The 21557-nt window shown below is 73.4% G+C and carries 19 protein-coding genes; 13 read left to right on the forward strand and 6 right to left on the reverse strand.

Annotated features, from left to right (window positions below; genetic code table 11):
* Positions 1-14: 14 nt before the first annotated feature.
* Entirely contained in the window at positions 15-1634 is a 1620-nt protein-coding gene (locus QMF98_RS04445; RefSeq protein WP_337974861.1) for an ATP-dependent DNA ligase, read from the reverse strand.
* Between the two features lie 117 nt (positions 1635-1751).
* Here QMF98_RS04445 and QMF98_RS04450 point away from each other — a divergent pair, with 117 nt between their 5' ends.
* Entirely contained in the window at positions 1752-2189 is a 438-nt protein-coding gene (locus tag QMF98_RS04450; protein ID WP_337974862.1) for a YdeI/OmpD-associated family protein, read from the forward strand.
* Between the two features lie 35 nt (positions 2190-2224).
* Here the strand turns inward: QMF98_RS04450 and QMF98_RS04455 are convergent, their stop codons facing one another.
* Together QMF98_RS04455 and msrA are read right to left on the reverse strand one after the other, a co-directional pair.
* The gene (locus tag QMF98_RS04455) at positions 2225-2467 is read right to left on the reverse strand and encodes a hypothetical protein (RefSeq protein ID WP_337974863.1); all 243 of its coding nucleotides are present in this window, start codon (positions 2465-2467) and stop codon (positions 2225-2227) included.
* 423 nt (positions 2468-2890) lie between these two features.
* A complete protein-coding gene (gene msrA / locus QMF98_RS04460) occupies positions 2891-3559 on the reverse strand; it encodes a peptide-methionine (S)-S-oxide reductase MsrA (protein WP_337974864.1) in 669 nt (222 codons plus the stop codon).
* Positions 3560-3673: 114 nt separating this feature from the next.
* Between msrA and QMF98_RS04465 the strand changes: the two genes are divergently transcribed.
* The 4 genes from QMF98_RS04465 (at position 3674) to greA (ending at position 7677) form a co-directional block, all read left to right on the forward strand.
* On the forward strand, positions 3674-4879 hold the full coding sequence (locus QMF98_RS04465; protein ID WP_337974865.1) for a cystathionine gamma-synthase: 1206 nt from the start codon (positions 3674-3676) through the stop codon (positions 4877-4879).
* The gene (gene ilvA, locus QMF98_RS04470) at positions 4876-6078 is read left to right on the forward strand and encodes a threonine ammonia-lyase (RefSeq protein WP_337974866.1); all 1203 of its coding nucleotides are present in this window, start codon (positions 4876-4878) and stop codon (positions 6076-6078) included. Before QMF98_RS04465 ends, ilvA begins: the two co-directional genes overlap by 4 nt.
* Positions 6079-6111: 33 nt before the next feature.
* Complete coding sequence (locus QMF98_RS04475) at positions 6112-6951, forward strand: PhzF family phenazine biosynthesis protein (RefSeq protein ID WP_337974867.1); 840 nt, start codon at positions 6112-6114, stop codon at positions 6949-6951.
* Between the two features lie 246 nt (positions 6952-7197).
* Positions 7198-7677 carry a transcription elongation factor GreA gene (gene greA, locus QMF98_RS04480; protein WP_291763300.1) on the forward strand — a complete coding sequence of 160 codons (480 nt, stop codon included), beginning with the start codon at positions 7198-7200 and terminating at the stop codon, positions 7675-7677.
* 50 nt (positions 7678-7727) lie between these two features.
* Here the strand turns inward: greA and QMF98_RS04485 are convergent, their stop codons facing one another.
* Positions 7728-8135: a DUF4307 domain-containing protein gene (locus tag QMF98_RS04485; protein WP_337974868.1), complete on the reverse strand. Its 408-nt coding sequence runs from the start codon at positions 8133-8135 to the stop codon at positions 7728-7730.
* Between the two features lie 182 nt (positions 8136-8317).
* Here QMF98_RS04485 and mca point away from each other — a divergent pair, with 182 nt between their 5' ends.
* From mca to QMF98_RS04500, 3 genes are read left to right on the forward strand one after another with little or no spacing between them, the layout of a single operon-like run.
* Positions 8318-9205, forward strand: coding sequence for a mycothiol conjugate amidase Mca (mca, locus tag QMF98_RS04490; protein WP_337974869.1), 888 nt, complete (start codon positions 8318-8320; stop codon positions 9203-9205).
* Entirely contained in the window at positions 9202-9543 is a 342-nt protein-coding gene (locus QMF98_RS04495; RefSeq protein WP_337974870.1) for a hypothetical protein, read from the forward strand. The genes mca and QMF98_RS04495 overlap by 4 nt, the downstream gene beginning before the upstream one ends.
* 51 nt (positions 9544-9594) lie before the next feature.
* Entirely contained in the window at positions 9595-10422 is an 828-nt protein-coding gene (locus QMF98_RS04500) for a carbon-nitrogen hydrolase family protein (protein WP_337974871.1), read from the forward strand.
* A gap of 53 nt (positions 10423-10475) precedes the next feature.
* On the opposite strand, the gene trhA is transcribed toward QMF98_RS04500, so the two are convergent.
* Positions 10476-11219, reverse strand: coding sequence for a PAQR family membrane homeostasis protein TrhA (gene trhA, locus QMF98_RS04505; RefSeq protein WP_490715643.1), 744 nt, complete (start codon positions 11217-11219; stop codon positions 10476-10478).
* Between the two features lie 178 nt (positions 11220-11397).
* On the opposite strand from trhA, the gene QMF98_RS04510 reads away from it, so the two are divergent.
* The 5 genes from QMF98_RS04510 (at position 11398) to QMF98_RS04530 (ending at position 20001) form a co-directional block, all read left to right on the forward strand.
* Positions 11398-12159 (forward strand): isoprenyl transferase, encoded by a 762-nt coding sequence (locus tag QMF98_RS04510; RefSeq protein WP_337974872.1) that lies wholly within the window; start codon positions 11398-11400, stop codon positions 12157-12159.
* 281 nt (positions 12160-12440) lie between these two features.
* Entirely contained in the window at positions 12441-13877 is a 1437-nt protein-coding gene (gene phoH2, locus QMF98_RS04515) for an RNA 5'-3' helicase PhoH2 (RefSeq protein ID WP_337975540.1), read from the forward strand.
* A 284-nt stretch (positions 13878-14161) separates the two neighbouring features.
* Positions 14162-17554 (forward strand): S8 family serine peptidase, encoded by a 3393-nt coding sequence (locus QMF98_RS04520; protein WP_337974873.1) that lies wholly within the window; start codon positions 14162-14164, stop codon positions 17552-17554.
* 146 nt (positions 17555-17700) lie between these two features.
* A complete protein-coding gene (locus QMF98_RS04525; RefSeq protein ID WP_337974874.1) occupies positions 17701-18318 on the forward strand; it encodes a PadR family transcriptional regulator in 618 nt (205 codons plus the stop codon).
* 27 nt (positions 18319-18345) lie between these two features.
* Complete coding sequence (locus QMF98_RS04530; protein ID WP_337974875.1) at positions 18346-20001, forward strand: DHA2 family efflux MFS transporter permease subunit; 1656 nt, start codon at positions 18346-18348, stop codon at positions 19999-20001.
* A gap of 96 nt (positions 20002-20097) precedes the next feature.
* On the opposite strand, the gene QMF98_RS04535 is transcribed toward QMF98_RS04530, so the two are convergent.
* Positions 20098-21531 (reverse strand): class II fumarate hydratase, encoded by a 1434-nt coding sequence (locus tag QMF98_RS04535; protein WP_337974876.1) that lies wholly within the window; start codon positions 21529-21531, stop codon positions 20098-20100.
* Positions 21532-21557: the final 26 nt, after the last annotated feature.

Genomic DNA, 21557 nt, shown 5'->3' on the forward strand with positions numbered 1-21557 from the left:
GACGGTAGGCCCGGCTACCCGTCGGCGGATCCTGCGTCGTCCGACGGGGCGTCCGCCGGAGCGTCGTCATCTGTCCGTACCGGACCGGCGAGGGCGAGCACCGTCTCGATGGTGTCGGCCTGGTCGGCGGGCTTGTCCTCGCGGTAGCGGAGGACCCGCGCGAACCGCAGCGCGACCCCGCCGGGATACCGCGACGAGCGCTGGAGCCCGTCGAACGCTACCTCCACCACCTGCTCCGGCCGCAGGTGCACCACCCAGCCGTCGTCGGACGTCGCCAGCTCGCGGAACCGCTCGGTCTGCCAGGCAAGCATCGCGTCGGTCATGCCCTTGAACGTCTTGCCCAGCATGACGAACCCGCCCGAGCCGTCGCGGGCGCCCAGGTGGATGTTCGACAGCAGGCCGGCTCGCCGGCCGGATCCCCGCTCCACCGCCAGCACCACCAGGTCGAGGGTGTGCCGGGGCTTGACCTTCACCCACGCGGCCCCGCGCCGACCGGCCTCGTAGGGGGCGTCGACGGCCTTGACCACCACGCCCTCCTGCCCGTCGGCAACCCACGCGGCGAACTGCCGCTGGGCCTCGGCGGGATCGGCCGTGACCAGGCGCTGCACCACGTGGCCGACGGCGACGGAATCGAGCACGGCGAGCCGCTCGCGCAGCGGTGCGTCGAGCAGGTCGCGGCCGTCGAGGTGCAGCACGTCGAAGAAGAAGGGCGTCAGCGCGGTGCCGGCCGCCACGTCGGCGTCGCGGGTGGCGGTGCGGGACGACGTCTCCTGGAACGGCCGCGGCCGACCGTTGCCGTCCAGCGACAGCGCCTCGCCGTCCAGCACCAGCGACTGCGCCGGCATGGCGCGGACGGCCGCGACCACCTCCGGCACCCGGTCGGTGATCTCGTCGAGGCTGCGTGTGAACACCCGCACCTCGTTCCCGTCCCGATGCACCTGGATGCGGATGCCGTCGAGCTTCACGTCGACCACGGCTGGTCGGTCGGCGGCGCCGTCGGCGCCCAGCGACGCGAACGCCGCCGCCACGTCTGGGGCCGACTGGGCGAGCATCGGCCGCACCGCGCGGCCGACGGTCAGCCCGAACCGTTCCAGCGCCGCGAGTGCACCGGGCCCGTCCGGCGCACCCAGGGCGGCCACCGCCACGGGTGCCGAGTCGCCGGCCAGCATCGCCGCACGTCGGACCGCCGCCTCGGGCACGCCGGCAGCGGCCGCGACGGCATCGAGCACCAGCGCGTCGAGGGCGCCCTGGCGCAGCTCACCCGTGACGAGGCCGCGCAGCAGGCGCTGCTCGACCACGGTGGCGGCGCCGAACAGCCGTACAGCTGCTGCCGTCCTGGTCGACGCGGAACCGACACCCGAGAGCGACGCCATCGTCTCGAACGCCGCGTCCACCTCGACGAGCGTCAGGCGGGGCTCGGCTGCCGGACCGGGCAGGCCGGCGAGCGACCGCCAGCCCAGGCCGGTGCGCCGCTGCCGCAGCTGTCCGGCCAGATAGCGCGTGGCCAGCGCGACGTCGTCCGGCCCGTCGTCCGCCGCGGCGCGCAACGTCGCGGCGAGCGCCTCACGCTTGGCCAGCCGGGAGCGTGTGGCGGCCACGGCCGCCGAGGTCTCCGCGATCTGCACCAGGCGCATGGGCGCCATGGTGCCGCGGGCCACCGACATGCGCCCGGCGGCGTCGCCGTGCCGCCGGCGGTGCGTCCCGGTCCTGACGCTGTTTACATGCCAGGGCGGCCGACCGACGATGGCCCGATGCACCTGGTGAGCGAGCTGACCGCCACGGGCGGCACGACGACGGGCATCCGGATTCCCGACGAGGCAGTGGCGGAGCTGGGCGGAGGGAACCGACCCAAGGTCGTCGCGACGGTGAACGGCCACACGTGGCGGACCAGCATCGCCCGGATGGGCGGCGCCTTCTGGCTGGGTGTCAGCGCCGAGAACCGCGCGGCGGCCGGACTGGCCGCAGGTGACCCGGTGCAGCTCGACGTCGAGCTCGACTCCGCGCCCCGCGCGGTCGAGGTGCCGGACGACCTCGCGGCAGCCCTCGCGGCCGACCCTGCTGCCAAGGCGGCCTTCGACGCCCTGGCGTACTCCCACCAGCGCCAGCACGTGCTCGCCGTCGAGTCCGCGAAGAAGCCGGAGACGCGCGCCCGCCGCATCGCCTCGACGATCGACGCGCTGAAGGGCTGAGCCGCCGGACGCCCCCATCGGCGAGCGGCACTTGCTCATTCCGCGGTCGCGCGTCGCAGGCTGGTTCCCGCCAGAGCCTCGATGCGTTCCAGCAGGCCTGGAGCCACTTCCGTTGGTGAGCCCTGCGCTCGCACTCTGATGCGCGACGGCGGCGTGCCGATGAGTGTCACCTGCGTGGCGGGCTGGAACTCAGGGAGCAGGAAGGCGGCGCGATTGAAGGCGTCGTCCGCGAATCGCAAAGTGCCGTCCGCTGCCACGAGGTCGAACTCGTACGCCACGGCCGGAGCGTACTCACCTGGTGGTAGACCAGGAGGACCCAGGCAAGCGAGCAGGGCAGCGACGAACGACCCGCGACGCGCGCATCATCTGCGTGTGAGCGACGACTCCGCGTCCATGGAATGTCAACGCTGCCACCGACCCGTCGTCGGAGAGCGGGCCGACTATGAGGCGTTCGAGTGCATGCACTGGTCGTGCTTTCACTTCGAGTTCGAGCACAGGAGCGCACCTGACGTCGCGTGCGGTGACCCTAGTTGCCCAGTACGCGCCTTCGACCCCGCGGGCTCGCTCACCTGGTTCGAGGGTCGCAGCTGACGTGCCGCTTGCGGGCGCCGTCTCGGACCAGGCGCATGAGCGGCTGACGGGTACGCCAGCGCTCTGCCGGGCCGGTCGTCCCCGCATCGGCGAGGACGACCGGCGGTCAGTCAGGCGCCCGTCGGGATCGGGCAGGCGACCCCGGTCGAGTTGATCGGGCAGTACCCGGCCGGGTTCTTGTCCAGGTACTGCTGGTGGTACCCCTCGGCGTAGAAGAACGGTCCGGCGTCCGCGGCCGGCCGGATCTCCGTCGTGATGTCTCCGTACCCGTTCGCCCGCAGCCGCGGCGCGAACTCCGTCCGCGTCGCCAGCGCCGCCGCCTGCTGCTCCGGCGTCGTGGTGTAGACGGCGGACCGGTACTGCGTGCCGACGTCGTTGCCCTGCCGGAACCCCTGCGTGGGGTCGTGCTCCTCCCAGAAGTGCCGCAGCAGGTCCACGTCGCTCAGCCTCGTGGGGTCGTACGCCACCATGACGGTCTCGGCGTGCCCCGTGCGGCCGGTGCACACCTCCTCGTACGTCGGGTTGGGCGTGTATCCGCCCATGTACCCGACGGCGGTGGTCACCACGCCCGGCAGCTGCCAGGCGGCCTTCTCGGCACCCCAGAAGCAGCCCGACGCCAGGTACAGCACCCGCGTGCCCTCCGGCCAGGGGCCGGCCAGCGGGGTGCCGAGCACCGTGTGCGTCGTCGGTACCTTGAACGCGGGGGACTCCCGGCCGGGCAGCGCATCGGTGCGCTCCACCATCGTCGTGCGCAGCGCGGATCCGAACAGCCAGCTCATGTGTTGCTCCCTTCCACGGCGTTCAACCGGCCCCCGCGCCTGGGTGTTCCGCGCTCGCGCCGGCGCGGTCCGCCGGGCTGGGGCGCCGTCGGTCCGACGGCCTAGCCTGACCCCGTGACCGACGACCAGGGCTTCGCCACCCGCGCCATCCATGCCGGACAGGAGGCGGACCCCGCCACCGGTGCGGTGGTGCCCCCGATCTACCAGGTGTCCACCTACAAGCAGGACGGTGTCGGCGGGCTGCGCGGCGGCTGGGAGTACTCCCGGTCCGGCAACCCGACCCGTGCGGCGCTCGAGGCGGCGCTCGCGGCCGTCGAGCGTGGTGCCGCCGGCTTCGCGTTCTCGTCGGGCCTAGCCGCGGAGGACACGCTGCTGCGCGCCGTGCTGCGACCCGGCGACCACGTGATCGTCCCGAACGACGCCTACGGCGGCACGTACCGCCTGGTCGCGCGGGTCTTCGGACCGTGGGGGATCGAGCACACGCCGGTCGACCTGTCGAACCCAGATGCGGTGCTCGAGGCGATCCAGCCCGGCCGCACCAAGCTGGTGTGGGTCGAGACACCGACCAACCCGCTGCTCGGCATCGCCGACATCGCGGCGATCGCGGCGCACGCGCGTGCCGCCGGTGCGCTGCTGGCCGTGGACAACACCTTCGCGACGCCGTACCTGCAGCAGCCGATCGCGCTGGGTGCGGACGTCGTCGTGCACTCGACCACCAAGTACATCGGCGGGCACTCGGACGTGGTGGGCGGTGCGCTGGTGGTGGCCGACGGTGCCCAGCTGCCGGTGGGTCTGGAAGGTCCGACGGGGACGACGAACGTGCGCGACGCGGTGGCGTTCCACCAGAACTCGTCGGGGGCGGTCGCCGGACCGTTCGACGCGTGGCTGACCCTGCGCGGGCTGCGCACCCTGGCCGTGCGGATGGACCGGCACCTGGCCAACGCCGCAGCCGTCGCCGAGTTCCTGGAGCAGCGGGGCGGCGTCACCCAGGTCCTCTATCCCGGGTTGGAGAGCCATCCCGGTCACGAGGTGGCCGCGCGGCAGATGAGCGGGTTCGGCGGCATGGTGTCGTTCCGCACCGGCTCCGCCGAGACGGCCGTCGCGGTGTGCGGCGCCACGCAGCTGTTCACGCTTGCCGAGTCGCTCGGCGGGGTCGAGTCGCTGATCGAGCACCCGGCGCGGATGACCCACGGCTCGGTGGCCGGTACCGCGCTGGAGGTGCCGGACGACCTGGTGCGCCTGTCGGTCGGCATCGAGGACGTGGACGACCTGGTCGCGGACCTGGCGCAGGCGCTCGACGCTGCGGGTGTGGGGCGGTGATCGGGCCGGCCGACGTCCGCGCGGCAGCCCAGCTGCTCGAGGGGGTCGCCGACCGCACCCCGGTCCAGTACAGCCGCGCGCTGACGGCGATCGCCGGCACCGACGTCTGGCTCAAGTGCGAGAACCTGCAGCGCGCCGGCTCGTTCAAGATCCGCGGCGCCTACACGCGCATGTCGCGCCTGTCCGACGACGAGAAGGCCCGCGGTGTCGTCGCCGCCAGTGCCGGCAACCACGCGCAGGGCGTCGCACTGGCCGCCTCGCTGCTGGGGATCAAGGCCGTCGTCTTCATGCCTGTCGACGCGGCGCTGCCCAAGATCGCCGCGACGCGCCAGTACGGCGCGCACGTGGAGCTGGTCGGCGCCAGCGTCGACGAGGCGCTGCTGTCCGCCGTCGCCCACTCCGAGGCGACCGGTGCCGTGCTGATCCACCCGTACGACCACCCGGACATCGACGCCGGTCAGGGCACCATCGCCCTGGAGATCCTCGAGCAGGTCCCGGACGTCGCCACCATCGTCGTGCCGGTGGGCGGCGGGGGACTGGCGGCGGGCATCTCGGCGGCGCTCGACGAGCGGCCGGACGTGCACGTGGTCGGCGTCCAGGCCGCCCGGGCCGCCGCGTATCCGCTCTCGCTCGCCGCGGGACACCCGGTCAGGGCGCCCGAGCTGCGCACGATGGCCGACGGCATCGCGATCGGGATGCCGGGTGCGGTGCCGTTCGAGGTGCTGTCCACCCACCACGTGCCGGTCCGCACCGTCTCGGAGGAGGACCTGTCCCGGGCCCTCCTGCTGGTGGCGGAGCGCGCCAAGCTGATCGTCGAGCCCTCGGGTGCGGCCTCCGTCGCCGCCCTGATGGCGGCGGGTGGCGACTTCGCCGGACGGGGACCGGCGGTCGCGGTCCTCTCCGGGGGCAACATCGACCCCCTGGTGCTGATGCGGGTGGTCCGGCACGGCCTCGCCTCCGCCGGTCGCTTCCTGCAGCTGCGCATCCGGATCTCGGACACGCCCGGCGCGCTCGCGGGCGTGCTGCGGGACGTGGCGGCCCTCGGCGGCAACGTGATGGACGTCGCCCACGCACGCACGGGTGGCGACCTGGCGTTCGACGAGGTGGCGATCGAGGTGCACGTGGAGACCAAGGGCCCCGAGCACTGCTCCCAGCTGGTGCGCCGCCTGCGGGACACCGGCTACCGCCTGTCCGACTGACCCCCCCGTCCGGCACGCCGCGAGGAGAGACCCATGCGCTTCAGCCAGGTCGACGTGTTCACCGACACCCTCACGCTCGGCAACCCGGTCGCGGTGGTGCACGACGCCGGCGGCCTGGACGAGTCGACGATGCAGGCCTTCGCCCGGTGGACCAACCTGTCCGAGACGACGTTCCTGCTCCCGGCGACCCAGGCCGGCGCGGACTACCGCCTGCGCGTCTTCACCCCGGGTGGCGAGCTGCCGTTCGCCGGTCACCCGACCCTCGGTTCCGCCCGTGCGTGGCTCGCAGCGGGTGGCGTCCCAGCGAACCCGGGCACGGTGGTGCAGGAGTGCGCGGTGGGCCTCGTGCCGATCCGGCTCGACGAGGCGGTGCCGGGCCGGGCGGCGTTCGCGGCACCGCCGCTGCGGCGCAGCGGACCGGTGGACGACGCGACCCGCGAGCGGCTGACCAGGGCGGTCGGTGTGCCGGCGGACCGGGTGCAGGCCGCGCAGTGGGTGGACAACGGTCCGGGCTGGGCGGCGCTGCTGCTGGCCACCGCGCAGGACGTGCTCGACGCCCGGGCGGACCGGGACCTGATCGGCGCCCAGGCCGTCGGGCTGGTCGCACCGCACCCTGCCGGCGGGCCCGCGGACGTCGAGGTCCGCGCGTTCCATCCCGGCGTCGGCGTGCAGGAGGACCCGGTCACCGGCAGCCTCGCGGCCGGCCTCGGGCAGTGGCTCACATCGGCCGGGCTGCTGCCCGACCGCTTCACCATCCGGCAGGGGACCGTCCTGGGCCGGCGCGGGCTGATCCGCCTCACGCGGGACGGCGAGCAGGTGTGGGTGGGTGGCGACACGGTGCTCGGCGTCCAGGGCACTGTCGCGCTCGACTGAACCGCCTCACCGAGCCCTTCCGGGTTCGCCGGGTAGGATGACCGTTTACGCCGACCCCGCGTGGGGACCGGTGACCCGCCGCCGAAGGGCTTCGGGCCACCGTCGTCCGCCGATCGCCGGGTCGACAACCCGACCGTCGCGTCCTTCGTCGCGCCGTGCCCGAGCAGGTGTCAGCGAGGTCATCACCCCGCTCGCCGAGCGGTACGCCCGACGAGGACGCACGTGAACTGCATGGAAGGAGCGATCGTGACCGAGACGACCGAGGCCACGTGGCTGACGCAGGAGGCCTACGACCGGCTCACGGCCGAGCTCGCCCACCTCGAGGGCGAGGGGCGCCGCGACATCGTCGACAAGATCGCCAAGGCGCGCGACGAGGGCGACCTCAAGGAGAACGGCGGCTACCACGCCGCCCGCGAGGAGCAGGCGAAGCAGGAGGCGCGCATCCGCGAGCTGAAGGCCAAGCTCGCGCACGTGCACATCGGCACCCCGTCCGACGACGGCGTGGTGGAGCCCGGCATGCTGGTGACCGCGACGGTCGCCGGCGACGAGATGACGTTCCTGCTGGGCTCGCGCGAGATCGCGGGCTCCGCCGACGTGGACGTCTTCTCGCCGACGTCACCGCTGGGTGCCGCGATCAACGGCCGCAAGGTGGGCGACACGACGTCCTACACCGCGCCGAACGGCCGCGACATCGGCGTGGAGATCGTCGCGGCGCGTCCGTTCTGACGTCCGGCACGCGCGTCCCGGCGAGCCCGGCGGGCTGCCCGGCGCCGGTGTCAGGACGTCACGACGTCGCACCCGGTGACCGTGCCGCTCACCGCCTCCTCGGCGGTCGGCACGGTCGCCGTGACGCGCACGGTCCGTGCGCTGGCCGGTCCCACGGTCACGTCCTTGACGCCGACGTGCCCGAACGACTTCGACAGCCCCACCACGCGGCAGCTGACGGTGGCCGTCGGCGCCTTGGTGACGTCGAACGTCACCTCGATCGACGAGGCGCCGTCCACGTGGAACCCCACGTCACGCCACTGCACGGGGTCGCGGAACACGCCCGAGCCGAGCCACACGAGGACGCCGAGGGTCGCCACGACGAGCGCCGCGAGGCCGATGCGTGCCCAGCGGCGTCGACTGGTGGTCGGCTCCGGGCCGTAGCGGCCCGCCGGCGGGCGGGTCGGGACCGTGGTCACGGGGCGACTCCTGCTGTGGTCGGGGTGCTGTGCGCCGTCGTTCCGGACGGCGGCCTGCGGGTGGCGGGGCGACGTGCGCGATCATTGTCACTCGTCGGGCTGGGCCCGGCGGCGTCCGAGACAGCAGGGACGCGGCGTCCCGGGCTCCCGGGGCGCGGTACGCAGCGAGCAGGGGAGGTCCGGTGGCCGACGAGCGACTGCGGCTGATGGCGGTGCACGCGCACCCCGACGACGAGTCCAGCAAGGGCGCCGCGACGCTGGCGCGCTACGTGGACGAGGGCGTGGACGTGCTCGTCGTCAGCTGCACGGGCGGTGAGCGCGGCGACGTGCTGAACCCCCGCTACGGCCGCGAGATCACCGATCTCGACGAGATGCGCGCGGTGCGCCGCGAGGAGATGGCTGCCGCCGCGGCTGCCCTCGGCATCCGTCAGACCTGGCTCGGCTTCATCGACTCCGGTCTGCCCGAGGGGGATCCCCTGCCGCCCCTGCCGGAGGGCTGCTTCGCGCTGCAGCCGCTCGAGGTCGCCGCGGCACCGCTGGTGGCCCTGGTGCGCGAGTTCCGTCCGCACGTCATGACGACGTACGACGAGACCGGCGGCTACCCCCACCCGGACCACGTGATGTGCCACCGGGTCAGCGTGGAGGCGTTCGCGGCCGCCGCCGACCCCGAGCGCTACCGCGGCACCGGCCGCCCGTGGGCGCCGTTGAAGCTCTACTACGACCACGGTTTCTCGCTGTCCCGGATGCGTGCGGTGCACGACGCGCTGACGGCCGAGGGCCTGACGAGCCCGTTCGGCGACTGGATCGACTCCCGTGCCGCCCGCGAGATCCCGGAGCGACCGGTCACGACGCGCATCGTCTGCGCCGACTGGTTCGACCGCCGTGACGCCGCCCTGCGGGCGCACGCGACCCAGATCGACCCCGAGGGGTGGTTCTTCGCCGCGCCCCGCGGCCTGGAACGCCGCGTGTGGCCCTGGGAGGAGTTCGAGCTCGCCGAGACGCGCGTCCCGGTGGAGCTGCCCGAGGACGACCTGTTCGCGGGCGTGCGGGGTCGGGTGGAGGGCCGATGAGCGCGGTGACGGGACTGGCGGTGTGGGTGGTGACCGCCGCGACGCCGGCACCGGGACCGGTGGGCAACCTGGACGACAACCCGGCGGGCGGTGGCACACCCGGTCTCGCGGGCTTCTTGTTCACCTTCGCGCTCGCGGTGGTGGTGATCGGCCTGGCGATCTCGTTGGTGCGCGGCATGCGCCGGATGGAGCGCAACAGCGCCCGCCTCGAGACACCGGGCACGATCCCCGTCCCCAGCGGCCCGCCCACCTCGTCGGTCGCCGAGCCGGCGGACGACCGGACCGACGCACCGAGTGCCGAACCGACCGGGCGCGGCACCCCGCCGACCGCCGGCTGACGCAACCGTCGGGTACCTCAGCACGCAGCCCACCCCGCACAGGAGGTCCGCATGGCCGACCGTCCCGTCCCGCCGGCGCGTCCCTCGGTGCGGGTGACGCTCGGTCAGCTGAGCACCGGCACCGACCGGGCGGCGAACCGGGAGGCGGTCCGCGACGCGTTCCGCACGGCCTCCTACGCCCGGGCCGACGTGCTGGTGCTGCCCGAGTACACCAGCGCCTTCGACCCTCGAGCGGTGGCCGTGGACCTCGCCGAACCGCTCGACGGACCGTTCGTCACCCTGCTGCGCGAGCAGGCGGTGCGGACCGGCGTCGCGGTGATCGCCGGGACCCTGCTGCCGTCGGCCGACCCGGCGCACGCCGTCAATGCGGTGGTCGCCGTGGACGGTGCGGGCGAGCTGGTCGGCGCGTACCGCAAGGTGCACCTGTACGACGCCTTCGGCGCGCGGGAGTCCGACGTGCTGGAGGCCGGCCCGGCCGACGCGACGCCCCTGGTGCTGTCGCTGCAGGGACTGCGGTTCGGCGTGCTGACGTGCTACGACCTGCGGTTCCCCGAGTCGGCCCGGCGGCTGGTGGACGCGGGAGCGAACGTGCTCGTGGTGCCCGCGGCGTGGGCGGACGGACCGCTCAAGGCGATGCACTGGCGCGCGCTGGCGATCGCCCGGGCGATCGAGAACACCTGCGCCGTGGTGGCGGTGGGCCAGGCCGGCAGGGGGGTGGTCGGCCGCTCGATCGTCGTCGGCCCGGACGGTGTGGTGGGCCTGGAGATGGACGACAAGCCGGCGCTGCGCACCGTCGACCTCGATGCGGACCGGCTGGACCAGGTGCGTGCTGCCAACCCGTCGCTGGCCAACCGCCGGTACGCCGTCGTCCCGCGCTGACCCTGCGCTCGTCGCGCCGGCCCCCTGCTCCGGCGCGACGCCCCTGCCGCCGCTCAGCGCAGCCGGTAGGTGGCGATCGACACGGCGGCGTAGTGGCAGGCGAACGCCAGCACCGTCAGCGTGTGGAACACCTCGTGGAACCCGAACCAGCGCGGGCTCGGGTCGGGCCGCTTGGTGCCGTAGACGATCGCGCCGGCGATGTAGGCGACGCCGCCGCCCAGCACCAGCCAGGCGACGGCCGGGCCGCCGGTGCGCGAGAACGCGGGGATGTAGCCCACGGCGACCAGGCCGAGCGCCACGTAGCTGGGCACGTACACCCAGCGCGGGGCGTTCAGCCAGAAGATGCGGGCCAGCGCACCGACGAGGGCACCGCTCCAGACGACCACGAGCAGCAGGCGTGCCGTGCGCGCACTCAGCATCAGCACCGCCAGCGGGGTGTAGGTGCCGGCGATGATCAGGAATATGTTCGTGTGGTCCAGCCGCCTCAGCACCGCGGCGGTGCGGGGCGACCAGCGGCCGCGGTGGTACACCGCGCTGGTGCCGAAGAGCAGCACCGCGGTCACCCCGAAGACGGCGGTGGACCAGCGGGCGGCCTCGGTGGGGGCCAGTGCCACCAGCACGATCGCCGCGACGAGCACGACGGGTGCAACACCGGCGTGGATCCAGCCGCGCAGCCGCGGCTTGACCTGCTCGGCCACTGTCTGACCCACCCGGGACAGCCCCTCGGCCACGTCGTGCGCCGCCTGGGAGGGGTCGGGCACGCCGTGCCCCGTGGAGGGGACCTGGCTCGAGCTCACGGCGTCTCCTCGGCTGGCTGACACGAACCTACGACACCGTAGGTTACGTGGGCGTAGCTCGGGGTGTCGACGCCGGGGCCTTCCGTCAACGGCCCGCACGAGGGCGGCGGAGTACCGTGATCCCGTGCCGAGCGGGGGTGCTCTCCCGCCACCACCCCGACCCGGAGGAGTCGTCGGCGTGCGTCTGCCACACCCGCTCTACGGGCTCTACGAGCGCCGTCTGGCCGCGAGCCTGCCGCGCGACCGTGTGCCGCGCCACGTCGGCGTGATCCTCGACGGCAACCGCCGCTGGGCCCGCAGCATCGGGCTGTCCTCGGCCACCGGCCACCGCGCCGGCGCGGACAAGATCGCCGAGCTGCTCGAGTGGAGCGAGGACATCGGCGTCGAGGTGGTCACCCTCTGGATGCTGTCCACCGACAACCTGTCCCGGGACCCGGAGGAGCTGGGGCCGCTCCTGGAGATCATCGAGGACGCGGTGCGCAACCTCGCGGCGACCCGGCGGTGGCGGCTGCAGGCGATGGGTGCGCTCGACCTGCTGCCCGAGCAGACGGCACGGGCGCTCAAGGACGCGGAGACCGCAACCGAGGGCGTCGTCGGCCTGCACGTCAACGTCGCGGTCGGCTACGGCGGGCGGCACGAGATCGCCGACGCCGTCCGGTCGTACCTGCGCGAGAACGCCGCGAAGGGCGCGAGCCTCGACGACCTGGCCGCCGACTTCGACGTGCAGCACATCGCGGCGCACCTGTACACCAAGGGTCAGCCGGATCCGGAGCTGGTGATCCGCACCTCCGGCGAGCAGCGGCTGGGCGGGTTCCTGCTGTGGCAGAGCGCGCACTCGGAGTTCTACTTCTGCGAGGCGTACTGGCCGAGCTTCCGCAAGGTCGACTTCCTGCGCGCGGTGCGCTCGTACGCCGCGCGGGAGCGCCGGCTCGGCCTGTAGGAGACGGACGACGACGTCCGTGTGACGACCAGGTGAACTCTTCGCCGTCGACCGGATGATCCGCCGGTACGGGGCGTGTCGTGGTGCGGAGCGCGCCGCGCACGGATTTAGCGTCGGCTCAGTGGACGGCTCCCGCCGTCCCCGGGAGGCCAGCCCATGGAGCATCCGCTCCGCGGAGGAGGGCCGGTCCGGCCCGAACCAGGGTCGGCCGACCGCACCCCGTCGCCGCTCGTCGGCGGTCCCTGCGGGGACGTCGGCGTGAGGTGCCCGACACGGCGCTGATGCGCCGGAGGGAGCCTGCCGTGGTCAGCACTGCGCAGAACGGATCGACCTCCCCCGGTACAAGCACGAGGACGAGCCCGAGCCCGACGTCCGGAACGACGGGCGGGGACGGACGCCGCACGCACGTGCTGGACACCTCGGTCCTGCTCTCGGATCCCAAGGCAATCGCCCGTTTCGCCGAGCACGACGTGGTGCTGCCCGTCGTCGTCATCACCGAGCTCGAGGCCAAGCGCCACCACGCCGAGCTCGGCTACTTCGCCCGCAGCGCCCTGCGTGCGCTCGACGACCTGCGCGTCACCTACGGCCGCCTCGACGCGCCCGTGCCGGTCAACGACGCGGGCGGCACGCTGCGGGTCGAGCTGAACCACATCGACCCGACGGTGCTGCCCGCCGGCTTCCGGCTGGGCGACAACGACACCCGCATCCTCGCCGTGGCCGCCAACCTCGCGGCGGAGGGGTGCGACGTCACGGTCGTGTCCAAGGACCTGCCCATGCGGGTCAAGGCGTCGGCGGTGGGGCTGCGGGCGGAGGAGTACCGGCACGAGCTCGCGGTCGACTCCGGCTGGACCGGCATGGACGCCCTGGACCTCACCGAGGAGCAGATGTCGCATCTCTGGGAGGACGAGAGCGTCGCCCTGGCCGACATCGACCTCACCTACGGGCTGGCACCGGGCGACGGTCCGCGGGACCTGCCGTGCCACACCGGCCTGGTGCTGCACAGCCCGCGCGGCTCGGCGCTCGGCCGCGTGACGGCCGACAAGCACGTGCAGCTGGTGCGCGGCGACCAGGACGTGTTCGGCGTGCACGGTCGCAGCGCCGAGCAGCGGATCGCCATCGACCTGCTGCTCGACGAGGAGATCGGCATCGTGTCGCTCGGCGGCCGGGCCGGCACCGGCAAGTCGGCCCTGGCCCTGTGCGCCGGCCTGGAGGCGGTGCTGGAGCGGCGCCAGCACCGCAAGGTGATGGTGTTCCGGCCGCTGTACGCGGTGGGCGGTCAGGAGCTCGGGTACCTGCCCGGCAACGAGGCCGAGAAGATGAACCCCTGGGCGCAGGCGGTGTTCGACACCCTCGGCGCCCTGGTCAGCAAGGAGGTGGTCGAGGAGGTGCTCGACCGCGACCTGCTCGAGGTGCTGCCGCTGACCCACATCCGCGGCCGCTCGCTGCACGACGCCTTCGTGATCGTCGACGAGGCGCAGTCGCTCGAGCGCAACGTGCTGCTGACCGTCCTGTCCCGGATCGGCCAGAGCTCGCGGGTGGTGCTCACCCACGACGTCGCGCAGCGGGACAACCTGCGGGTCGGTCGGCACGACGGCGTGGCGGCCGTGATCGAGGCGCTCAAGGGCCACCCGCTGTTCGCGCACGTGACGCTGACCCGGTCGGAGCGGTCGCCCGTCGCCGCCCTCGTCACCGAGATGCTCGAGGGCATCGAGGCGTAGCGCGCCACCGAAGGGCCGCGGAGGGCGGGGACCGTGGGGTCCCCGCCCTCCGGCGTCTCACCCTCGGCGGTCACCGCCCGGTTGTCACACGTGTTGTCACAGGTCCGGTCCGCGTGCGCCCGCCGCACACGGGCGCGCGAGTGTGCGCCCGACGATTCGTCCTGGTCAACCCCTGGTCAGCGCAGCCCCGCACCCGTTACGGTTCCCGCCAACTTGTGTAACACCTGTGGTGACTGACAGAGGGGGCGTCGATGACTCGACGGTCGGGGACCCGAATGTGGGCAGTGGCGGTGGGGGCTGCGGTCGCGACCGCGCTCGGCACGATCCCGGCGCAGGCGTCGCCGCCGGACCCGGGTGCCACCAACCGCTTCACGGCGGCGGCGGTGACCCCCTCGTCGGCGCCGATCGACACCCCGAAGGCGAGCCGCGCGCGGCTCGCGAAGAGCGATCCCGCCCTGCTCGCCCGGACGGACACCGCCCCCACGACGATCATGGTCAAGCTCGACTACGACGCGGCGGCCGCCTACTCCGGCGACGTGGCGGGCTTCGCGGCGACCAGCCCCGAGGTGACAGGCAAGGCGCTGCGCACGGGCGACTCGAACGTCTCGTCGTACCTGCGCCTGCTGGGCGGCAAGGCGGACAAGGCCTCGGCCGCCGTGCGCGCCGCCGTGCCGTCCGCGACCGTCCGCGGCACCTACAACCTCGCGTACGGCGGTCTGGCGGTCACTCTCCCGGCCAACCGTGCGAAGGACCTGCTCAAGGTCCCCGGCGTGGTGGCCGTGCAGCAGGACGCGCTCGAGCACGTGCAGACGGAGCTGGGCTCCGGGACCTCGACGACGGCGCTCGCCGGTACCCCCGCGACCCCGACCGCAGGTGCGCTCGAGAACGGCACCACGGCCTTCGTCGGCGCGGAGAAGGTGTGGCCCTCGCTGGGCGGCCGTGACCACGCAGGTCAGGGCGTCATCGTCGGCGTGCTGGACACCGGCATCTGGCCGGAGCACCCGATGCTGACCGACGTCGGGCTGCCCAAGCCGGCCGGCGGCCCGTGGGCGTGCCAGTTCGGCGACGGCAGCGACCCGGCGCTCGGTGCCGCGTTCACCTGCAACGACAAGCTGATCGGCGCGTACGCCTTCCTCGACACGGCCCGAGCCCAGGGCGCGATCGGCAAGGACGAGTACTGCTCGGCGACCGCGTGCTCGGTGCGCGACGCCGACGGGCACGGCACGCACACGGCCACGACGGCGGCGGGCAGCTACGTCGCCAGCGCGCCGCTGCTCGGCACGGACCGCGGGCCGGTGGCCGGCATGGCGCCGGGCGCCTCGGTCATCGCCTACAAGGTGTGCGCCGTGGCGGGCTGCTACCAGTCCGACTCGGTGGCGGCCGTGCAGCAGGCGATCCTCGACGGGGTCGACGTGATCAACTACTCGATCAGCGGCGGCACCTCGGCGTACACCGACCCGGTGGAGCTGGCGTTCCTCGACGCCTACGAGGCCGGCATCAGCGTGAACGCGTCCGCCGGGAACGACGGGCCCACCGCCGGCACCGCGAACCACGCCGGGCCGTGGGTGACCACCGTCGGCGCGTCCACGTCCGACCGGGCCTTCGCCTCCGTGCTGCACCTGACCGCGGCCGACGGCGCCACCTACAGCAAGCAGGGCGCCACGCTGACCACCGGCGTCACCGACGCTCCGGTGGTGCTCGCCGCGGACGTGCCGGGCTACACCGGCGGCCAGTACTGCCTCAAGCCGTTCGCCGCCGGTTCGCTGACCGGCAAGGTGGTGGTCTGCGAGCGCGGCGGCGGTGGCGGCGGGCGCGTCGAGAAGGGGTACTTCGCCAGCCAGGGTGGTGCCGCCGGCATGGTGCTGTACAACCCGACGGCCTCGGACACCGAGACGGACAACCACTTCCTGCCGGCCATCCACCTCGAGGGTCCGAACGACGAGCTGCTGGCGTTCCTCGCGGCCCACACGGGCGTGACGGCCACCTGGGCGACGGGCGCGCTGACGCCCGCCACCGGCGACGTGATGGCCGGGTTCAGCTCCCGCGGACCGGTGGGCGACTTCCTCAAGCCGGACATCACAGCGCCGGGCGTCCAGGTGCTCGCGGGGAACACCCCGACGCCCGTGGACATCCCGGCCGGACCCAAGGGCCAGCTGTACCAGGCGATCGCGGGCACCTCGATGTCCAGCCCGCACGCCACCGGCATCTCCGCCCTGGTCCGTGCGGCGCACCCGGACTGGACGCCGGGACAGGTGAAGTCGGCGCTGATGACCTCCTCGCTGCAGCAGGTGGTCAACGCCGACGGCAGCCCGGCCGGGGTGTTCGACCGCGGCGCGGGCTCCATCCGGGCGGACCGGGCGGTGCAGCCGACGCTGACGTTCGACGTCTCGGCGAAGGACATGGCGGCCAGTGCCACCGACCCGCTGCACCGCGTGGACCTGGACCTGCCGAGCATCGCGGTGAACCCGCTGCCGGGGGCGCTGCTGACCACGCGCACGGCGAAGAACGTCTCGGGACGCACCCTGGCGTTCTCGGCGGCGGCGACCGGCGCCGACGGGCTGAAGGTGACCGTGCAGCCGGCGCGGTTCACGCTGCGGCCGGGCCAGACGCAGAAGCTGCGGATCCTGGTGGACGGCACGGCGACCGCGCACGGCTGGCACAGCGGGCAGATCACGCTGACCAGCGGGGGAGCGGTGCCCGTGGTGCTGCCGGTGGTGGTGAACACGGGTGACGCGGCGGTCCACCTGACGCAGACGTGCGACCCGTCGACGGTGGCGCGGGGCGCCAGCACGGACTGCACGGTGACGGCGACCAACTTCGCCGCCGTGGCTGCACCCACCACGGTCGAGGTCTCCTCGACGCCCGGTCTGCCGATCACCTCGGTGGCGGCGCCCGGGACGGCCACGCGGTCGGGGCTGCGCTGGACGGGCACGCTGAGCCCGGCGCTGCCGCCGACGATCACGTCCATCACCCCCGGCGCCAGCCCCGCAGGTGGGTACCTGCCGCTGTCGTCCTTCGGCATCCCGGCGGCCACCGGGTTCGGTGACGAGACGATCACCAACTACGACGTGCCGGCCTTCCAGTACGGCGGGGAGACGTACACGCGGATCGGCATCGACTCGAACGGCTACGTCGTCGTCGGCGGCGGCACGGCCGAGGACAACGACTGCTGCAACACGCAGACGTTCCCCGACCCGGCCCGGCCCAACAACGTGCTGGCGCCGTACTGGACGGACCTGTCCCTCGACCCGGCCACCGGCGGCGGCGCCATCCGGGTGGGCACGCTGTCCGACGGGACGAACCACTGGCTCGTCGTCGACTACGACCAGGTGCAGGCGTGGGGCCACGGCCCGGCCAGCTCGTTCGAGATCTGGATCCAGACGGGGACCACCGAGGGTCAGTGGTTCTCCTACGGCACGCTCGGTGGGTCCGCCGGTGCGCCCCTGTCGTCCGGTGCCGAGAACCGGGACGGCACCAGCGGCGTGAACATCACCGCGGCCTCCGGGACGGAGTGGGCGATCACCACCGCCCCGCCGACCCCCGGCGGCTCGATCAGCCTGGGCTACCGGGCCACCGCGCGACAGCCGGGGACCCAGACGCTCACGGCCAGGCTGTCCTCCCCGATCATCCGGGCTACCCCCGTGGTGCAGACGGCGGTCACCGTCACCAGGCGGTAGTCGCGGCGGAGGAGGCCGCACGCAGACGGGCGGTGCCGGGGGAGGGCCCGGCACCGCCCGTCTGCTCGTGCGCTTGCCGAGCGCCGCCGTGTCCCCTTATGGTTTCCACGGACTATTCCGCAGGGAACATACCGAGGGGAGCGCCGATGCCGCAGCTGTCGGTCGTCGCCGTCATGACGCTCGCGCTGCTGCACGAGGAGCCGATGCACCCGTACGAGGTGTTCCGCACGCTCGAGCAGCGCGCCGAGACCCGTCTCACCCGGGTGACCGTCGGTGCCGTCTACCACGCGGTGGAACGCCTGGTCGCCGACGGCCTCGCCGAGGCGGTGGGGACGGAGCGGCAAGGCCGGCGCCCTGAGCGGACGACGTACCGCGCCACGGACGCGGGCACCGCGGCGCTGATCCCGCGGCTCACCGGCCTGCTGGCGGACGACGAGCGGACGTACCCGCCGTTCGCGGTCGGTCTGGCGGAAGCTCCGCACCTGCCACGGGACCAGGCCCTCGCCGCGCTCGCGGCCCGGCGGCAGCGGCTCGCCGCTGCCCACGAGTCCGCCACGTCGACGCTCACCCACCTGCGGACGGAGCGTGAGCTGCCGCTGCGGTTCGTCCTCGACGTCGACCACGAGCGGGCGATGCTCGCCGCGGAGATCGCCTGGCTCGACGACGTCGTCGCCCGTCTCGAGGCCGACCCCGAACCCTGGGAGTCGGACCTCTACCTGGCACGCACCGGCTCTGTCGGTGGCGTGCCGCATGCTGCTCCCTAGCCCCAGCCAGCCCCTGAGGAAGGTCCCATGTCCCGCAACGGGCAGTCCACCACCGCGCCACGCGCGCTCGTCGACCTGCACGGGCGCAGCCCGTGGAGCATCCTGCCGGCCCTGTGCCTCGGCTTCTTCATGATCATGGTCGACACGACGATCGTGAACATCGCCGTGCCGACGCTGGTGAAGTCGTTCGGCGCCGACCTGACCACGGTCGGGTGGGTGAACAGCGCCTACCTGCTGACCTTCGCCGTGCTGCTGCTGGTCACCGGCCGGATGGGCGACACCTTCGGCCCCAGGCCGGTGTTCATCGCCGGTCTGGTGGTGTTCACGCTGTCCTCCCTGGCGTGCGGCCTGTCGGGGTCCATCGGCCTGCTGATCGCCGCCCGCGCGGTGCAGGGCATCGGCGGCGCGCTGATGACGCCCCAGACCATGTCGATGATCACGCGCGTCTTCCCGCCGCAGCAGCGCGGTGCCGCGCTCGGGATCTGGGGCTCGGTCGCGGGCGTCGCGACGATCACCGGTCCGCTGCTCGGCGGGATCCTGGTGGAGTCGGTCGGCTGGGAGTGGATCTTCTACGTCAACGTGCCGGTCGGGCTGGTCGCCCTGTGGTTCGCCCTCACGCGGCTGCCGTCGCTCGAGCGTCACGTGCGCTCGGTGGACCTGCTCGGCATGGTGATGTCGGTCGGCGGGATGTTCCTGCTGGTGTTCGGCCTGCAGGAGGGGTCGACGTACAGCTGGGGGACCATCCGCGGACCGGTCACCGTCTGGGGCGTGATCGGCGTCGGGGTGGCGGTGCTGCTCGTCTTCGGCTGGCTGCAGGTGCGGCGGGGCGAGGAGGCGCTGCTGCCGATGCGGCTGTTCCGGAACCGGAACTTCCTGCTGGCCAACGTGTCCGGTGCGGCGGTCGGCTTCGCGATGATCGGCATCTTCTTCCCGTTCACGCTCTTCCTGCAGGAGGTCGCGGGTCTGTCGCCGCTGCACGCGGCGCTGGTCGGGCTGCCGTCCTCGCTGGTGTCCGGGGTGGTGGCGCCGATCGCCGGTCGGCTCTCCGACCGCATCCCGCCGAAGTGGGTGGTCACCTTCGGCTTCGTGATGTTCATCATCTCGATCACGTGGGTGTCGCGCTGGATCGACCCCGACGCGTCACCGTGGCGGTTGCTCCTCCCGATGGCGCTCTTCGGGCTCGGCACGTCCTGCGTGTTCTCCCCGCTCGCCAACCTGGCGACCAGCGGGCTGGACCACCGGACGGCGGGTGCGGGTGCGGGCGCGTTCAACACCAACCGCCAGATCGGCGGCGTGATCGGCTCCGCGGCCATCGTCGCGATGCTGACGTCGCGGCTCGGTCACACGGTGCCGGCGGCGGCGAAGGACGCCGCGGTGTCGCTCCCGGACGCCGTGCGGGGCCAGTTCCTCGACCGGTTCTCGCACCTGTCGGGGTCCGCGTTCTCGTCCGGGTCCGCCTCGGCCCCGCAGCTGCCCTCGTCGGTGCCGCCGGCCGTCGCCGACCAGATCAAGGCCGCTGCGCTTCAGGCCGTGCACCACGGCTTCGCCACCGCCGTGGCGGAGACGATGCTGCTGGCGGTCGCGGTGTTCACGCTCGGGCTGGTGTCCGCCCTGCTGATGCACGGTCAGCGCGCGCAGCGGCGCAGCGTGCCGGACGAGACGCCGGCGGCAGCCGCGGCCTGAGGGGTCCGCTGCGGCACGGCTGCGGCCCACGACCGCCGGGCCACCGAACGGGCGCGGCCCGGCGCCCTCTACAGGGTGGCCGGGCCGCTGCTGCGCTCAGCGGGTCTGCGGCGGCCTCGTCATCGCCAGCACGTCGAGCGCCGTGTCGAGCTGCTCCTCGGTGATCTCGCCGCGGTCGACGAAACCGAGGTCGATCACCGACTGGCGGACGGTGATGCCGGCCTTGACGGCGTGCTTGGCGATCTTCGCGGCTGCCTCGTAACCGACCACCCGGTTGAGGGGCGTGACGATCGAGGGCGACGACTCGGCGAGCGCGCGGGACCGCTCGACGTTGGGCGTGATGCCGTCCACCGTGCGGTCCGCCAGCACCCGTGAGGCGTTCGAGAGCAGGCGGATGGACTCGAGCACCGCCGAGGCCATCACCGGCATCTGCACGTTGAGCTCGAAGGCACCGCTCGCACCTGCCCAGGCGACGGTCGCGTCGTTGCCCACCACCCGCGCCGCGACCATCAGCGTCGCCTCCGGGACGACCGGGTTGACCTTGCCCGGCATGATCGACGAGCCGGGCTGCAGGTCCGGGATGGCGATCTCACCCAGGCCCGTGTTGGGGCCGGAGCCCATCCAGCGCAGGTCGTTGCAGATCTTCGTCAGGCTCACCGCGATGGTGCGCAGCGCGCCCGACAGCTCGACGAGGCCGTCGCGGGCGCCCTGCGCCTCGAAGTGGTTGCGCGCCTCGGTCAGCGGCAGGCCGGTGTCCTCGCGCAGCAGGGCGATCACGCGCTGCGGGAAGCCGGCGGGCGTGTTGATGCCGGTGCCCACTGCCGTGCCGCCCAGCGGCACCTCGGCGACGCGGGGGAGAGCGGCCTGCAGCCTCTCGACGCCGTACCGGATCGCTGCGCCGTAGCCGCTGAACTCCTGGCCGAGGGTCACGGGCGTGGCGTCCATCAGGTGGGTGCGGCCGGACTTCACGACGTCGGCCCAGGCGGTGGCCTTCGCCTCGAACGCCTCGGCGAGGTGCTCGAGGGCGGGCACCAGGTCGCGCACGACGCCGGCGGTCGCCGCGACGTGCACGGAGGTGGGGAACACGTCGTTGGACGACTGCGAGGCGTTGACGTGGTCGTTCGGGTGGACCTCGCGGCCCAGCGCCCGGGTGGCCAGCGTGGCGATCACCTCGTTGGTGTTCATGTTCGAGCTGGTCCCGGAGCCGGTCTGGTAGACGTCCACCGGGAAGTGCTCGTCGTGCGCGCCGGACGCCACCTCGTCGGCCGCCGCGACGATCGCGTCGGCGACGTCACCGGCCAGCACGCCGAGCTCGGCGTTGGCCCGGGCTGCCGCCTTCTTGATCCGCGCCAGAGCCTCGATGTGACCCCGCTCCAGACCGCTGCCGGAGATCGGGAAGTTCTCCACGGCGCGCTGCGTCTGTGCGCGGTACAGGGCGTGGGCGGGGACGCGCACCTCGCCCATCGTGTCGTGCTCGATGCGGAAGCCCGCGTCCGCGGGCACGGCGGCACTGCCGGTTGTGGGGGTCATGGACTCATCTTGCCGCAGCCCGCCCG

This window comes from Cellulomonas sp. NTE-D12 (assembly GCF_027923705.1).
Lineage (GTDB): Bacteria > Actinomycetota > Actinomycetes > Actinomycetales > Cellulomonadaceae > Cellulomonas.

Bases quoted from the DNA above. Each gene is read 5' to 3' on its own strand.
- QMF98_RS04445 (WP_337974861.1), bottom strand. From the start codon at position 1,634: ATGCGCCTGGTGCAGATCGCGGAGACCTCGGCGGCCGTGGCCGCCACA.
- QMF98_RS04450 (WP_337974862.1), top strand. From the start codon at position 1,752: ATGCACCTGGTGAGCGAGCTGACCGCCACGGGCGGCACGACGACGGGC.
- msrA (WP_337974864.1), bottom strand. From the start codon at position 3,559: ATGAGCTGGCTGTTCGGATCCGCGCTGCGCACGACGATGGTGGAGCGC.
- QMF98_RS04475 (WP_337974867.1), top strand. From the start codon at position 6,112: ATGCGCTTCAGCCAGGTCGACGTGTTCACCGACACCCTCACGCTCGGC.
- QMF98_RS04495 (WP_337974870.1), top strand. From the start codon at position 9,202: ATGAGCGCGGTGACGGGACTGGCGGTGTGGGTGGTGACCGCCGCGACG.
- QMF98_RS04500 (WP_337974871.1), top strand. From the start codon at position 9,595: ATGGCCGACCGTCCCGTCCCGCCGGCGCGTCCCTCGGTGCGGGTGACG.
- phoH2 (WP_337975540.1), top strand. From the start codon at position 12,441: ATGCGCCGGAGGGAGCCTGCCGTGGTCAGCACTGCGCAGAACGGATCG.
- QMF98_RS04525 (WP_337974874.1), top strand. From the start codon at position 17,701: ATGCCGCAGCTGTCGGTCGTCGCCGTCATGACGCTCGCGCTGCTGCAC.
- QMF98_RS04530 (WP_337974875.1), top strand. From the start codon at position 18,346: ATGTCCCGCAACGGGCAGTCCACCACCGCGCCACGCGCGCTCGTCGAC.
- QMF98_RS04535 (WP_337974876.1), bottom strand. From the start codon at position 21,531: ATGACCCCCACAACCGGCAGTGCCGCCGTGCCCGCGGACGCGGGCTTC.